This window comes from Spongiactinospora sp. 9N601, from assembly GCF_044326295.1.
In the GTDB taxonomy this organism is placed as follows: Bacteria; Actinomycetota; Actinomycetes; order Streptosporangiales; family Streptosporangiaceae; genus Spongiactinospora; species Spongiactinospora gelatinilytica.
Window position 1 is genome coordinate 462,682 of the sequence record NZ_JBIRBB010000008.1, and the last position, 13,598, is coordinate 476,279.

Consider the following 13,598-nt stretch of genomic DNA (forward strand, 5'->3'; position numbering starts at 1 on the left):
TACACGATTGCTCTCCGTGGCCTTGCGCGTGGGTCAGGCGTTCCGCAGGATCTGGCGGAGTTGAGCGGCGTAGGCGCGGGGGTGGGTGGTGTTGCCGTTGTGGCCGCCGGGGAACTCGGCGAGCTCGGTGCCGAGCAGCGCGGCCAGCTCTTGTGCGCAGCGGTAGTCGAAGACGGTCCGCGGGGTGGTACGGCCGGTGGCGGGCACGATCCGCGTCGGGGTGCCCGCCAGCTCGGTGACCGGCAGGGCGTCGCCGATGACGGCGGTGAAGTCGTGCTCGATGAAGAAGCCGAAGTTGGCGATCCTCCCGGCGGTCATCGGCTGAGGGGTCAGGCCGGGTTCGGCATCGGGGCCGGCCGGGTCGATGCCCAGCACCTCGGCGATGACTTTGAGCGCCGGCGCCAGCCCCTCCCCGCGGTAGAGCTGCTGAATTGCGGCCAGTTCGGCCTCGTGATGGGTGCGCTCGCCCTCGGGCAGCAGGCCGGGGGCGACCGGCTCGTGGGCGATGAGCGTGCTGATCTGCCCCGGATGGCGGACCGCGAGGTGCAGGCCGATGACGGCGCCCAGGCTGCAACCGAGCATCAGGGCCGGTCGATCGGTGAGTTCGGCGAGCAGACGGTGGACGTCGTCGGCGTGCTCGATCATGCTCACGCCGCGGCTGGGGTCGTCCAGGATGCTGCGGGACAGGCCGCGCCGGTCGTAGGTGATGACGGTGTAGGTGTCGGCGAGCTGGTCGGCCAGGTCGCTGCTGCGGTCGGCATCGCCTTCGCCGCTCTGGGCGATCAGCAGCATCGGGCCGTTGCCGCGCACTTCGTAGTAGAGGGTGGCGCCGGGAACGGTCAGCCGACCGGTCATGGCGATGGCCATGGCGGGGTCCTTTCACATGGGCTCTGGTGTCGCGTTCGCGATCAACCGTATTCCATCAAGTTTGATACATCAATATGGATACATCACTTTCGATGTATCTTGGATCACATGAACGGAGTCGACCTGTTTCTCCTCGGCCGCACCCTGATGAAGATCGGCGAGGACGCGCTGCCGACCGAAGGATCGGGCCGGCAGCGGGGCAGTGTTCGTACGGCACTGACCGTGGTCAGCGACATCCGCGCGCACCCCGGCAGCGCGATCAGCGAGATCGTCACCCGCACCGGTTTGCCGCAGAGCGCCGTATCGGCGGCGGTGGCCCGGCTCCGCGAGGCCGGCGCCGTCGTCACCGAGCCCGATGCCCGCGACCGCCGTCGCCTCCGCGTCCTGCCCGCCCCTGAGATCTCCGGCCGGGTGGAACAGGTCCGCTCAACCTCCATCGACGCCGCCCTGGCCAAAGCGCTGGGCACCGCCGACCCTGCTCGGGTCGCCGAGATCGTCTCTGTCCTGGAGGAACTCGCGCGGCACCTGTCACCCCAGGCGCTCACCCGCCTGCGCGAATGACAGTGTGGGTCACGCTGAACGACTCGCAACGACCGGTGCGGTCGCCGCAGATGGACAGTGGTCCTGCTGCGGCTGGCCGTCAGCGCAGGCGGGCCAGGCCGTGTTCGTAAGCCCAGATGACCGCCTGGACGCGGTTTCGCAGCCCCAGCTTGACCAGGATGCGGCCCACGTGCGTCTTCACCGTGCCCTCTGACAGGAACAGCAGACCCGCGATCTCCGCGTTGGTATGTCCCATGGCGATGTGGCGCAGGACTTCGCGTTCGCGGTCGGTCAGCGGGTCGGGCCCTGGCACGGAGAGGGTGGGAGCCACATGGTCGAGCAGGCGACGGGTGGTGGAGGGCGCGATGACCGCGTCGCCCTCGTGCACGGTGCGCACGGCCGCCAGCATTTCCTCGGCGGGCGCGTCCTTGAGCAGGAATCCGGAGGCCCCGGCGCGCAACGCGGCGAAGGCGTACTCGTCCAGATCGAACGTGGTCAGCACGATCACCTTCGGCGCGTCTGGAGCGCCTGCGAGCAGCTCGCCGGTGGCGGCCACGCCGTCCATGCGGGGCATGCGGACGTCCATGAGCACGACGCCGCCCGCCGACCACAGCAGCAGCACGGCGGGCACCAGCCCCGCCGGGTGCGGTCGTACCACGAAGACCGCGCCCAGCACGGCGGCCAGGACGGTCACCCAGCGTGGCGCGAAGCCCATGGTGTAGGGAAGCGTCGGCAGCGGCATGAGCGCGAGCGCCACGACGAGCCCGAGAACGACCAGCGCCCAGATCTGCATTCGTTGAAGTCGCATGCCGCCAACGATTCCGGCCGCAACCCGCGGGCCGCGTCAGCATCAGGTCCAGACAAGATCTGACCTGAGAGATATTGACATGGCCCGTACTCTCACCGGCCGCCGGCCGCCTGCCGGGCCAAGGCGCGGCAGGCGAGTTCGGAGGTGGGCCCCGGAGACCGATCAGAGGTCGTCGAAAATCGACCACTTATGGACGAAGAGGCATGAGGTGTACACGTAGCCGGGTCTGATGTTCCAGGCATCGCCATCGTTCCGGCCATCACGCTTGATCAGCAGGTGGTACTTGCCCTTCGGCAGCAGCAGCGTCGCTCTTGGATAGGAGCGGGACCCCTGGCAACCACGGGAGTTCCCCGCCTTCTCGTTCGGGTAGACCCTGCACTTGCCGCAGCTCTTCAGCATGATCCGCCCGGTCACCGGCCCGGTGTAGAGGATCTCTACCTTGCCCTTGCCGTCGTTGCGGACGGTCACCGCCATCCGCGCGCCGCCGGGCGGCCTCTCCCGCGGCAGGCTGCTGCCCGCCTTCTTGCTCGTCTGGCGCGCGATCTCCGCGGCGATGGCGATCTGCCGGGCCCGCGCCACCTGCGGGCCGTCCTTGTACCGCTTGACGTAGCCGGTCATCGTCGCCTGGGCGGCGGCGAACTGCTTCTTCTTGAACTCCCGCACACCACAGCCGAAGTGCGCCTCCTGCGCGATCTCGCTCGTGCCGTCGGCCAGCGCGCCGGCGTACCCCGCCGAGATCTCCTTGAAGACCGCCGTCGCGTTGTGCAGCGTCGCCCGAGATCCGCAGGGATCACCGGCAGCGGCCTTCTTCAGCTCGGCCACCTTGTCCTCAAGCAACTTCCGGGTCTTGTCCACGTACGGCGAGCCAGGCGCCTCGTCGGCCAGAGAGTTGAACAGCCCGGCCGAGGTGACGGTCATGCCCTCGCCCGCCTTGCTGTTCAGGTCATCCTCCAACCGCAGGGCGCCGCACTCGTGCAGGGAGTGGGCGAGCGGTTCATCGGGCCAGCCGGCCCGGTCGCCCAGCAGCGCCGGGTTCACCTTGGTCCGCAGGTCGCGCAGGTAGCGCAGGGTCGGCTGGGCGTCGCAGTACTCGCCGCTGGTGTACGGCAAGGCGGCCGTCTCGTACAACTTCTTGATCCCGTCGGGCACCCGGCGCGCCGCGCGGCTCCGGACGTGGTTCTCGGCCAGATCCGCGTAGATCTTCAGCGCGTCGTCGAAGCTCCCCTGCTCGGCCCTGCCGACCAGCCTGTCGGCCTCGGCCAGTCGGCTGAGCTGCAGTTGCTCGTAGGCCTCGTGCTGCGCCGCCCGCTGCATCGAGTTGTGCACGAGCACGGCAGAGACCGGTACGGCGAACAGGACCACCGCCAGCGGCAGGGCGAAGGGGATCAGCCGATCCCTGGCCGACGAGGGTGACTCGCCCATTGCCCGCCAGGCGCCGTGAGCGGCTGAGGCCACCGCCACGACCAGCCAGAGGACGGGCACGACCCCCGGCACCCCGTCGGGCGCGACGGGCAGGGCCGCGACCACGGTCAGGCCGGTGGCCACCAGGCATCCCACCATCGGCAAAAGGCGGCCGAGCAGCAGGTATCCGAGACCGAGGCCGGAGAGGTTCAGCAGTGCCACTGCCACCACGCGCAAGGCACCGCCCGGCCCACGCCTTTCACCCGGCGGGCCTGGAACCGGGGATCCGGACCCGGAATACGGATACGGAGATCGTCCCGGGATGTCCGGCCCTGGTGGTTGCCAGGACGGGCCGGTCGGAGGGGGCGGCGGCGGCCCCCAAGGCGGACCGGGACTCCCCTGCGGCCCCCAGGGCCTACCCGGCCCGGGGTTCGGGAGCCCTCCCCCAGGCGCACCGGGCGACGCCGACGGCGGGCCGGAAGAAGCGACAGGTTCGGGTGTGTCCAAGCGGTCGGTCTCCTGATCGTCGGCCGCCTCCGGCCCGGCGACCGGGGCGTCACGATCCGGATCAGCGCCTTGCCCACTCTGCTCCACGGAAGGCTCCCTTCGCGTCGTCGTGATCCGGGCCGGGCGCCCCCCGCAGGTCGTGCCACACCTGAGCGCGACGAAAACGGCAGTCTCTGCCTGCCCTCCCGATGTTCGGCCCGGCCGAAACGGCGCCACACCTTTTCAAGTACATCGACTTCGGACATTCTCCGGGTACAACCCCGGTCTCCCTGAGAGGTAAATACCACAGGCATCAGACCTTTACCAGCGGCATGAGTGAAAATCCAGTGAATATGCATATGCGGACCGGGGTGTGACGACGCGGGCGGATCGCATTGATACGCAATCCGGCTTGCACTATGTGGGGAGCCGTACCGGCTTCTGCCAGAAACCAGGCCGCGCAACCAGGACGGCCACAACGACCCACCAAGAGATCGGACGCAACGGCCGGCGTGGAGCAGTCACTGGGGGTTCCGATGGTAGGCGTGTATCGAGATTCGGTCGTACCTGCCGGCCGAACCAACGAGTGTGCTCGTTCAATTCATAGGACAGGTGCTGCTGGAGATGTCCATGGCCTCGGCTCATAATTGAAATGCGGCGGAGGCCGGGCACGCCGGCGATCCGAAGGTGCTGCTCCAGTTGGGTGACCTCGAACAGCCGCGGGTCCAGCACGCCTTGGGCGATCAGCGGCGCGGCGTCGGAGGGGCATCGTGTACAGGTGCCCTCCACGCATCTGGCTCCTGAACCCCACCTTTCTGCCTGACGCGGGCCTGCCCCGGTGTCCCTGCGGGGGCGATGCCGTTGTCGTCTTGGGCGAAGATGGCCGGTTCGGTCAAGACGCATTGGCCGGGACCGACGAAAAGGTCCGTGTCGGCTTTGGGTCGCATCATGTCCTGCTCACCAGGTGACCGGGAGTTCGTGAACGCCGTAGACGACGGCGTCGGCCTTGTACGGCAGGTCCTCCGCCGGTGCGGCAGCCGCAGGGTGAGTGCGATCGTCGAGGGCTGTGGGCGGTGTCAGTGGCTGCCGGACAGCTCTCCGGACAGGGCGCCGTGCATGCGGGCGCTGGGCTGGTTGAGGCCGATGATCTGGACGGTCTTGCCGCGGGCGGCGTACTTGGCTTCGACGGCGTCCAGGGCGGCGACGGAGGAGGCGTCCCAGATGTGAGCGTCGGTCAGGTCGATGACCACGTCGTCGGGATCGGTCGCGTAGTCGAACTGCGAGGCCAGGTCGTTGCTGGAGGCGAAGAACAACTCGCCGGTGACGGCGTAGACGGCCTGCCCGCCGTCGGGGTCCACGACGGCGGAGACCTCGGCCAGGTGCGCCACCCGGCGGGCGAAGATGACCAGGCCGGTCAGCGAGCCGACGACGACGCCGATGGCCAGGTTGTGGGTGGCGACCACGACGGCGACCGTGATGACCATGACGCCGATCTCGCCGGCGGGCATGCGCTTGAGCGTGGCCGGGGCGATGGAGTGCCAGTCGAAGGTACCGACCGACACCAGGATCATCACGGCGACCAGGGCGGCCATCGGGATCTGGGAGACCAGCGGGCCGAACACGATGCACAGCACCATGAGCATGACGCCGGCGGTGAAGGTGGACAGCCGGGTGCGGGCGCCGTTCTTGACGTTGATCATGGTCTGGCCGATCATGGCGCAGCCGCCCATGCCGCCGAAGAAGCCGGTGACGATGTTGGCGATGCCCTGGCCGATGGACTCGCGGGTCTTGGAGCAGCGGGTGTCGGTGAGGTCGTCGACCAGCTTGGCGGTCATCAGCGACTCCATCAGCCCGACCAGGGCGAAGCCGACCGCGTACGGGGCGATCAGCGTCAGGGTGTCCAGCGTGAAGGGCACGTCCGGCAGGCCGAGGATGGGCAACGAGGACGGCAGCACCCCACGGTCGCCGACGGTGGGCACGGCCAGGTGGGCGCCGATGGTCAGTGCGGTGAGCGCGGCGATGGAGATCAGCGGCGCCGGGACCACCTTGGTCAGCCGGGGCAGGAACACCATCAGCGCCAGCGCGCCGGCCACCAGCGGGTAGACGATCCACGGCACGTCGATGAGTTCGGGCACCTGCGCCATGAAGATCAGGATGGCCAGGGCGTTGACGAAGCCGACCATGACGCTGCGGGGTACGAAGCGCATCAGCTTGGCCACGCCGAGCGCGCCGAGCGCGATCTGGATGAGGCCGCCGAGGATGACGGTGGCGATCAGGTAGCCCAGGCCGTGTTCGCGGGCCAGTGGGGCGACGACCAGGGCGATGGCCCCGGTAGCGGCGGAGATCATCGCGGGACGGCCGCCGGCGATGGCGATGACCACGGCCATGGTGAAGGAGGCGAACAGGCCGACGCTGGGATCGACGCCGGCGATGATGGAGAACGAGATCGCCTCGGGGATGAGGGCGAGGGCGACGACCAGACCGGAAAGGATCTCGGTGCGGGCCACCGATGGCTTGAGCCATTCGGGGCGGCCGGGCCGCAGCCGGGCCGCCAGGGGCGCGGACGTACGGGCGGGCACAGATGAGCTGGTCAACAGGCGTCCTTCAGGAGTGGAACAGCCCTCAACGGGGCAGCGGGCAGCATGCCACCGGCCAGGGCAGACGGCAGCACGAAAGGAGAAGCGGCCAGGCAGCGCGCTCGCGGTGGGCCCAGGCCGAGGAAGGGCGGCAGGCCGGATGATGACGTCAGCGGTGCTGCCGTGGGCAGGCGTCGGTGGCTCCACGGCTTGCGAGCGTGCAGATCGTCCGCCTCGTCAGCTACGCCGCAGGATCGGGAGCGCGAATGGCACCGCGGCGCAGGCCACCGCGGACAGCCGCCCCCGGCGGGTGTCGCCTTCCCTTCACCGCGGTGCCATTCGCGTTTCTGAGAGATCCGGCCGAGGGTGTACAACTCTCTGAACATCCCGGCCAGGAGAGAGACGTCGATCATGTTCGAGCCGAGGTCGCCGTTCCCCGCCATGGGTGAGCGCGGACACGCAGCGAGTATGAGGGAGAGCGTGAGGCCGAACGCGCGATCCAGGCGACGTACACCCCCGGCAGCCCGGCGAGCGGGATCAACATCAGGGTAGTCCCCGGCCACGTTGGCGAGCATGACGGACCGCGTGTCGCCCATCGTGCGCGCAGCAACGAGCCGCATGCCACGGCGGGCACCATCGGGACCAGGCTGAGCACCGCGAGCGGTACTGCCGCCCAGGCCAGGTTCGCCATCACCGGGTTGGCGTGACCAGCGTGAGCAGCCAGGGACCGGCGAAGACAACGAGCAGCAGGACGATCCCCCTTGCGCCTGCCACTGGGTGGCCGCCACACCATCGCCCGCACCCAGCGCCTGACCGGACATGATCGTGATCGGCGCCGCCGCCGCGCCCATCACGGTGAAGACGACGAGCAGCAGATTGTCCACGATGCGGTACGCCGCCAGGTCTGCCGCGCCCATGCGGCCCGCGCACCCCGCGATCAGCGCCTCATTGAGATGGCCGAGCCCATGGCGCTCATCTCCATGCCATGCCGATAGGTGCCATCCCCGGGTTTTGCGAGGTGTGGCGGCTAGGGAGCGTCCTCGGGCCGGTCGGCCGATCGGGCAGGTGTGACGGGGAGGCCGGCGAGTTTCCATGCCTGGAAGCCGCCGATGACGTCGGTGGCGTTGTGTAGGCCGAGGGCCTGAAGGGAGGCGGCGGCCAGGGAGGAGGAGTAACCCTCGTCGCAGACCACGATCCAGGCGACGTCGTGGTCGACGGCTTCGGGGATCTTCGCGTCGCTGGTGGGGTCCAGACGCCATTCGAGGTGGTTTCGTTCGATGATGACGGCGCCCGGGATCTCTCCGTCGGCCTGGCGTTGGAACTCGGGCCGGGTGTCGACCAGCCGGGCCCCACCGGCGACGGCCTCAGCCGCTTGGGCGGGGTGAAGCCGGCGCAGCCGGGAGCGGGCGGCGGCGAGCACCACGTCGATGCTCATGAGCTGACCAGGAAGTCAGCCGGCACCGATGCCGGCACCTGTGGTGCGGCGACGTGTTGCCGACCGGGCATGACGTGGTGACGTCCGCCGGGCATGGCGGCGGCGAGTTGGGCGCCGGTCTCGATCATCCAGGGGAAGCTGTCGCCGCCGCATAGCAGCAGCGTCGGGATCGTTACGGTGGCGGCCTGCTCGGCCGGGGTGGCGCCGCCTCTGCTGCGGGCGCTGACCACCTCGAACGGGTCGTGCGGCAATGTGTGGGCGACGGCCTGTACGGCGGCGTCGTTGCTCATCTGCTCGACCATCTGCTGCGGCATCCCGGTGGGCGCGAGGAAGGCCGCGATGGCCTCGGCTTTGCGGCCCTGGGCGAGCAGGGCGCGGATGGCGGTGGCCTGCTCGTGTGCGGACTCGTCCTCGGTGGCTTCGAGCCGGTGCTGGTCTTCACCGTCTCGGGCGGGGGTGAATGGCGGCTCGTGCAGGATGAGCTTGGTAATGGGCAGGCCGGCGGCGGCCGCGTGCAGGGCGAGGGCGGCTCCGGAGGAATGGCCGTAGACCGCGGCGCTTCCACCGGCGGTCTCGATGAGGGCGGCGAGGTCCTCGATCTCCCGTTGGACGGTCCAGTCGCCGCGGCGGTCGTAGGCGATCGCGGGGACGCGCGGCGCGAGGTGCCCATCGCTGCCGAAACGCTCATAGGCAATGAATGTGCCGTCCGCCGAGATCACCTTCGTCATTATGCTCCTCCGATATTCGAGGGTTCGGGATATGTAGAGGTACTGATCAGGAGTGTCGTTTCTGCGGACGCCCACCAGCACCGACGACACTCCGAAAGCCCCCCCACCGCGCCCGCCGCCCTACGTCCTGGCCCACGCCGTAGGCAGCGAGGAACACCCGTGTTCCCTCGTCGGCGTAGTGTTCGAGTTCGGCGGCGGTGAGGTGGCCGAAGGCACCGCCGGCAGCACCGTGTCGCCGCTCTGGCGGTACATCTCCCACACCACGTCACGAAAGCCGCACGCGGCTCGGAGGGGAAGGCAAGCGGTGAAGGGCCCGCGGCTTTACTCGGATTGCCGTTCCGGGGGCAGGAAGATCGTCTGCGGGCGGTGCGGGTGCTGTGCCCCTCTCGTGTAGACAGGGAGCGCAATGCCCATCGTTCAGAGGCGTTGCCCACGGTCGCGTCCATTTCGGAGAATCCGCGTTTACATCGGCCGGCAGGTGTGGAACCGGCGGGCCGGAGCGACCTGGCCGGACACCGCACTCACACGAGTCCCCCCACGCCCGTTCAACTCCCGGACAGGCGACGCGCGAAGATCCACCGCACCTGCGGCGCGGTCACCGGATCCGGATCCACCACCCGATGCTCCTGATCATCCGTACAAGAGGCGGCTCCTCAGGCGGTGATCTCCAGGGTGACCAGGGAGGAGATGCTGGAGACCGTGCCCAGGCCCAGGGTGCACAGCGTGATGTCGGTGGCCGGGCCGGTCACGGTCTGAAGCACTCTGCTGCCGGTGAACAACCCCGCGGTGACAGTACCGGTGAAGGTCACCACCAGGGTGGCGCCAGCGACGGTGACGAGCTTGGCGACCGAGACGGTGCTGGTCTGGCCGGTGTTCCAGGTGATGGTGAAGGTCTCGGTACCGGAGGAGAGCAGGCTCAGGCACGAGCGGCTTCCGCTGCCCTGGAAGGCGCGTGATCCGGAGGTGAGGCCGGGGACGCCGGCCGCGGCGCAGGGGCCGTAGTGGGTGGTGGCGTCGATGGAGACGTCCTGCGCGGTCGCGGTCAGCGGCGGGCGGTAGGTGACCAGGTCGCTGCTGGGCGGGGTGCAGACGACGTCCAGGACGGCTGCCGGCGCCGGGGCCGGCGGGTACAGGGCCACCGCCAGGATGAGGCCGAGCGGGATGGCGAACAGGCGGAAGAGCCGCGGCATCGGGATGCTCCTTCCGGGGCGGGGGGCGGTATCGGCCGGGCCGCCCGGCTAGGTACCGGTGATCGTCCAGGTGTCCACGCCGCTGATCTCGGTCAGGCCGGCGGGCGTGGCGCAGGCGGTGAGGTCGAGGTTGGCGAACGTGATCGTCTGTGTCACCTCGGCGCCGGCCAGGGCGCCGGAGGAGATCCGGCCGGTGGAGGCGCCGACCTTGGTGCCGTTCACATTGGCGAAGTCGTTGGTGTAGTGCCAGGTGCTGGTGGTGCCGTCGTTCCAGTACAGCGTCTCGGTACCCGAACCGCTGCCGAAGAAGGTCGTGCACGACTGGGTGGCGGTTCCGGAGAACGGGCCGACGAAGCTTGTGAGCCCGGGGTGGGTGAGGCTCAGGCAGGTGGTGGCGTCGTCCTGGCCGCTGGTCACGACGCTCCGCGGCGTGGTGGTCAGCCCTGGGGAGAAGGAGACGGTGGTCGTCCCGAGGCAGTTGATCAGGGTGGCCGCGGCGGTGGCGGCAGCGGCGGGTACGGCCACTGGGGCACCGGGCAACAGGACCAAGGCCAGGATCGCCGCGATCATCCGCATGTGAGGGGCCCTTCGCCGGCGGAGTATGGGAGGCACCCGGCCGTACCGTGTGCGGTGGCCGGGTGCCTTAAGGGTGTGCGTCAGACGGTGGAGGCGAGCCAGCCGATGGTCTCCACGGCGTGGACGCCGTTGCTCTTGACCGAGCCGGTGACCAGGACCTCGTTCAGGCGGATCAGGAAACCCTGTTCGTTGACGTCGGCGATGCGGATGCCGGGCGGGTCGGAGCCGTTGAACGTCTGCGTGAACGGCAGGACGATGACCTGGGAACCGGCGGGGAACGGGGTGGGGAAGGTGACGCGCGTGAAGGTGGAGGTGTTGCCGCTGGCCGTCTCGACCGGGTCGTCGGAACCGAGCTCGACGACGCCAGTCTGGATCATGGACATGGGATCGCTCTCCTTTCACTGCCGTGTACTTCCGATGGCCTCCTCAAATGTGAACCTAAAGTAGTTATGATACTACTTACCGTGACGGAATGGCGACGTATCGTACCGGTGACGATAAGGAACCTCGCCTGATCCATCCGGGGATAGCCCGGCACCGGGGATCGGCGAATCAGGCCAGGCTCGCGGCCGAGTCCTCATCCAGGGCAGCATGGCCGGCAGGCCAGCGATCACCTCGCGGGAGACTCGTCATCGCCTGGGGTTTCAGGGCGTCGTCCACGATCAAAGACGGCGCGATCCGCCCGTGAACCGCACAGCCACAGTGCGCGGAGTCACCGGGAGGTCCTCCTTGACGGCGAACATCACGGGCCCGCCGGACTTCCCGGCTCTCCTACAGCACGCCCTATTGATCGATACACTAGTTTTAGCTCATACTGAAATAGCTGTAAGAGAGAAAGGGGCCGCGTGACCGACCGCGAACCGCTGCTGGAGTGGGTAGAGCGCATCGCCATGCACCTGGCGCGCGACGGAGTGCCGCCGATCGCCGGGCGGATCCTGGGATGGCTGATGATCTGCGATCCGCCTGAGCAGACCGCCGGGCAGATCAGTGTGGCCATCGGCGCCAGCCGCGCCTCACTCACCTCCAACCTGCGACTGCTGTCCAGCATGGGATTCCTGGCCTGGCGCACCCGGCCGGGAGAGCGAACCGTCTACTACCGGATGGCAGACGACGCCTGGGCGGCCGTCGTACGACGCCAGATCGCCGGGATCACCTCCTTCCTGGACGTCACCCGCGACGGCCTGACACTCATCGGCCCGGATGACGAGCGGGCCACACGCATCCGCCGGGCGCACGCCGCCTTCCAGTGGATGGCCGAGGTGTTCCAGACCGCACCGCCCCTTGCCCCCGGCGGGACCACGACCGGCAAGGACATGGACAAGCCATGACCGGACGAGCGATCGTGGCCGGCGGCGGCATCGGCGGGCTGGCCGCGGCCCTGGCGCTGCACCGCATCGGATGGCAGGCCACCGTACTGGAGCGCGCCCCCGAAGCACGCGAGATCGGCGCGGGCATGTCCCAGGCGCCGAACGCGATGCGCGCCCTGAACGCGCTGGGGGTCGGCGAGCAGGCTCGCGCCGCGGGAGTACCCACCTACTCCGCCGCCAACCTGCGCCTGCCGGACGGCCGCCACCTGCAACGGGCCCGCCCCGGCGAGGCGACGCCACTACTGGCCTTCCACCGCGCGGACCTGCACCGGGTGCTGCTGGACGCGGTGCCCGCCGGATGGGTGCGCACGGGCGTGCAGGTCACCGGCGTCCGGCAGGACGATCGGGCGGTGACCGTCACCTGGAACGACGGCGAGGCCACCGCCGACCTGGTGATCGGGGCCGACGGCATCCACAGCACCGTTCGCCGGCTGCTGTGGCCGGACGCGCCTCCGCCACGTTTCCTCGGCCGGACCGCCTGGCTGGGCATCACCAGCGCCGGCGATCTGCCCGGCAGCATCACCATGGGCCCCGGAGCCTACTTCCTGATCCATCCCCTCGGCGGTGGCCGGGCCTACTGGGCCTACGTCACCATCAGCCCGGACCCGGGTGTCCGCTACGACGATGAGAAGGCCGCTGTCGCCCACCGGGTGCGCGACTGGCACGACCCGATCCCGGCGCTGGTCGCTGCGACCCCCGAAGAAGCGGTGATCCATGTCGACATCCGCGATCTGGACCCACTGCCGACCTACGTACGCGGGCGGGTGGCGTTGCTGGGGGATGCCGCGCACGCGATGAGCCCCGACCGTGGCCAGGGCGCGGGGCAGTCCATCGAGGACGCCGTCGTACTCGCCGCCGCGCTGGCCGATGAGCCGACCGTCCAGGACGCACTGCGCCGCTACGACACCGAACGCCGCCCGCGCACCCAGGCGACCGTGCGCGGCGCCCGCGCCGATGGCCGCCGCAGCACCTCCCCCGCCCTGCACAAGGCGATGACCACCATGATCTGCCTGGTGCCAGGCCCGTTGTGGCGCAAGGGCCTGAGCCCGGACGGCAACGCCACCTGGCGATGGCGGCCTCCCTCCTTGCCCGCCCCACCGGTCCACGGCTGACACCTGCCGGTGAGGGCGTCACGTAGCAAGGAACGGGCAGCCAGACGGCCGAGGGGTGGTCGGGCTCGTGCAGGATCTCGTTGTCGGATGCGCGTAGTTCGCGCTCTGTGGCCAAGGGCCGGCCGGTGCCGGGATTACGGCCATAGCGGGGGGTGGGCACCCCGGGCGACCTGGAGCCGGATCCGGTGGCCGCGGGCGAAGCGGTGGGCCATCGGCCACAGCGTGATGTCCACCGTGCGTACGCCTGCCGTCTCCTCCTGGCCGGTTCCGGGAGCGGGCAGTCGGGGTGAACCCCCTCGGTACCGTTGGTTTTCAGTAGGCGTCACTCTCGCCCGGCTGGACGCGCCGGCCGAGCTCAGCGGTGCCGCAAACGTCGCAGTGCCGTTTGACCACGTCTCCCCGCTCGATGACCGGCACCACCTCCCCATGCCCGATCTTGGCGGTTCTTGATAGGTTCCATGCAGGTGCGCCGGGAAGCCTGGTCGGCAGTCGTTGCCGCCGATCCCGGAAAG

Annotated in this window: 15 protein-coding genes; 4 read left to right on the top strand and 11 right to left on the bottom strand. The window is 69.4% G+C overall.

Features of this window, described 5'->3' with window-relative positions:
- Positions 1–33 precede the first annotated feature (33 nt).
- Entirely contained in the window at positions 34–867 is an 834-nt protein-coding gene (locus tag ACH34R_RS22135; RefSeq protein ID WP_397563362.1) for an alpha/beta fold hydrolase, read from the bottom strand.
- Positions 868–975: 108 nt separating this feature from the next.
- Here ACH34R_RS22135 and ACH34R_RS22140 point away from each other — a divergent pair, with 108 nt between their 5' ends.
- Positions 976–1,428 (top strand): MarR family transcriptional regulator, encoded by a 453-nt coding sequence (locus tag ACH34R_RS22140; RefSeq protein ID WP_397563363.1) that lies wholly within the window; start codon positions 976–978, stop codon positions 1,426–1,428.
- A 79-nt stretch (positions 1,429–1,507) separates the two neighbouring features.
- Here ACH34R_RS22140 and ACH34R_RS22145 read toward each other — a convergent pair whose 3' ends face one another.
- From ACH34R_RS22145 to ACH34R_RS22155, 3 genes are all read right to left on the bottom strand, one after another.
- Entirely contained in the window at positions 1,508–2,215 is a 708-nt protein-coding gene (locus ACH34R_RS22145) for a LuxR C-terminal-related transcriptional regulator (RefSeq protein WP_397563364.1), read from the bottom strand.
- 162 nt (positions 2,216–2,377) lie between these two features.
- On the bottom strand, positions 2,378–3,844 hold the full coding sequence (locus tag ACH34R_RS22150; protein ID WP_397563365.1) for a hypothetical protein: 1,467 nt from the start codon (positions 3,842–3,844) through the stop codon (positions 2,378–2,380).
- A 1,334-nt stretch (positions 3,845–5,178) separates the two neighbouring features.
- A complete protein-coding gene (locus ACH34R_RS22155) occupies positions 5,179–6,696 on the bottom strand; it encodes a SulP family inorganic anion transporter (RefSeq protein WP_397563366.1) in 1,518 nt (505 codons plus the stop codon).
- Positions 6,697–7,439: 743 nt separating this feature from the next.
- On the opposite strand from ACH34R_RS22155, the gene ACH34R_RS22160 reads away from it, so the two are divergent.
- Positions 7,440–7,673 (top strand): hypothetical protein, encoded by a 234-nt coding sequence (locus tag ACH34R_RS22160; protein WP_397563367.1) that lies wholly within the window; start codon positions 7,440–7,442, stop codon positions 7,671–7,673.
- A 32-nt stretch (positions 7,674–7,705) separates the two neighbouring features.
- Here the strand turns inward: ACH34R_RS22160 and ACH34R_RS22165 are convergent, their stop codons facing one another.
- From ACH34R_RS22165 to ACH34R_RS22185, 5 genes are all read right to left on the bottom strand, one after another.
- Positions 7,706–8,113, bottom strand: a complete 408-nt coding sequence (locus ACH34R_RS22165) for a rhodanese-like domain-containing protein (RefSeq protein WP_397563368.1) — start codon at positions 8,111–8,113, stop codon at positions 7,706–7,708.
- Complete coding sequence (locus ACH34R_RS22170; protein ID WP_397563369.1) at positions 8,110–8,841, bottom strand: alpha/beta fold hydrolase; 732 nt, start codon at positions 8,839–8,841, stop codon at positions 8,110–8,112. Before ACH34R_RS22170 ends, ACH34R_RS22165 begins: the two co-directional genes overlap by 4 nt.
- A gap of 653 nt (positions 8,842–9,494) precedes the next feature.
- Positions 9,495–10,031, bottom strand: coding sequence for a hypothetical protein (locus tag ACH34R_RS22175; RefSeq protein ID WP_397563370.1), 537 nt, complete (start codon positions 10,029–10,031; stop codon positions 9,495–9,497).
- 48 nt (positions 10,032–10,079) lie between these two features.
- Positions 10,080–10,607: a hypothetical protein gene (locus tag ACH34R_RS22180; protein ID WP_397563371.1), complete on the bottom strand. Its 528-nt coding sequence runs from the start codon at positions 10,605–10,607 to the stop codon at positions 10,080–10,082.
- An 80-nt stretch (positions 10,608–10,687) separates the two neighbouring features.
- A complete protein-coding gene (locus tag ACH34R_RS22185; protein WP_397563372.1) occupies positions 10,688–10,990 on the bottom strand; it encodes a hypothetical protein in 303 nt (100 codons plus the stop codon).
- 462 nt (positions 10,991–11,452) lie between these two features.
- On the opposite strand from ACH34R_RS22185, the gene ACH34R_RS22190 reads away from it, so the two are divergent.
- Positions 11,453–11,935 carry a GbsR/MarR family transcriptional regulator gene (locus ACH34R_RS22190; RefSeq protein WP_397563373.1) on the top strand — a complete coding sequence of 161 codons (483 nt, stop codon included), beginning with the start codon at positions 11,453–11,455 and terminating at the stop codon, positions 11,933–11,935.
- The gene (locus ACH34R_RS22195; protein ID WP_397563374.1) at positions 11,932–13,086 is read left to right on the top strand and encodes an FAD-dependent monooxygenase; all 1,155 of its coding nucleotides are present in this window, start codon (positions 11,932–11,934) and stop codon (positions 13,084–13,086) included. The genes ACH34R_RS22190 and ACH34R_RS22195 overlap by 4 nt, the downstream gene beginning before the upstream one ends.
- A 134-nt stretch (positions 13,087–13,220) precedes the next feature.
- Here ACH34R_RS22195 and ACH34R_RS22200 read toward each other — a convergent pair whose 3' ends face one another.
- Positions 13,221–13,412, bottom strand: coding sequence for a CocE/NonD family hydrolase C-terminal non-catalytic domain-containing protein (locus ACH34R_RS22200; RefSeq protein ID WP_397563375.1), 192 nt, complete (start codon positions 13,410–13,412; stop codon positions 13,221–13,223).
- Positions 13,399–13,598: hypothetical protein (locus tag ACH34R_RS22205; protein WP_397563376.1), on the bottom strand; the 200-nt coding region annotated here is incomplete at its 5' end. The genes ACH34R_RS22205 and ACH34R_RS22200, both read right to left, overlap by 14 nt.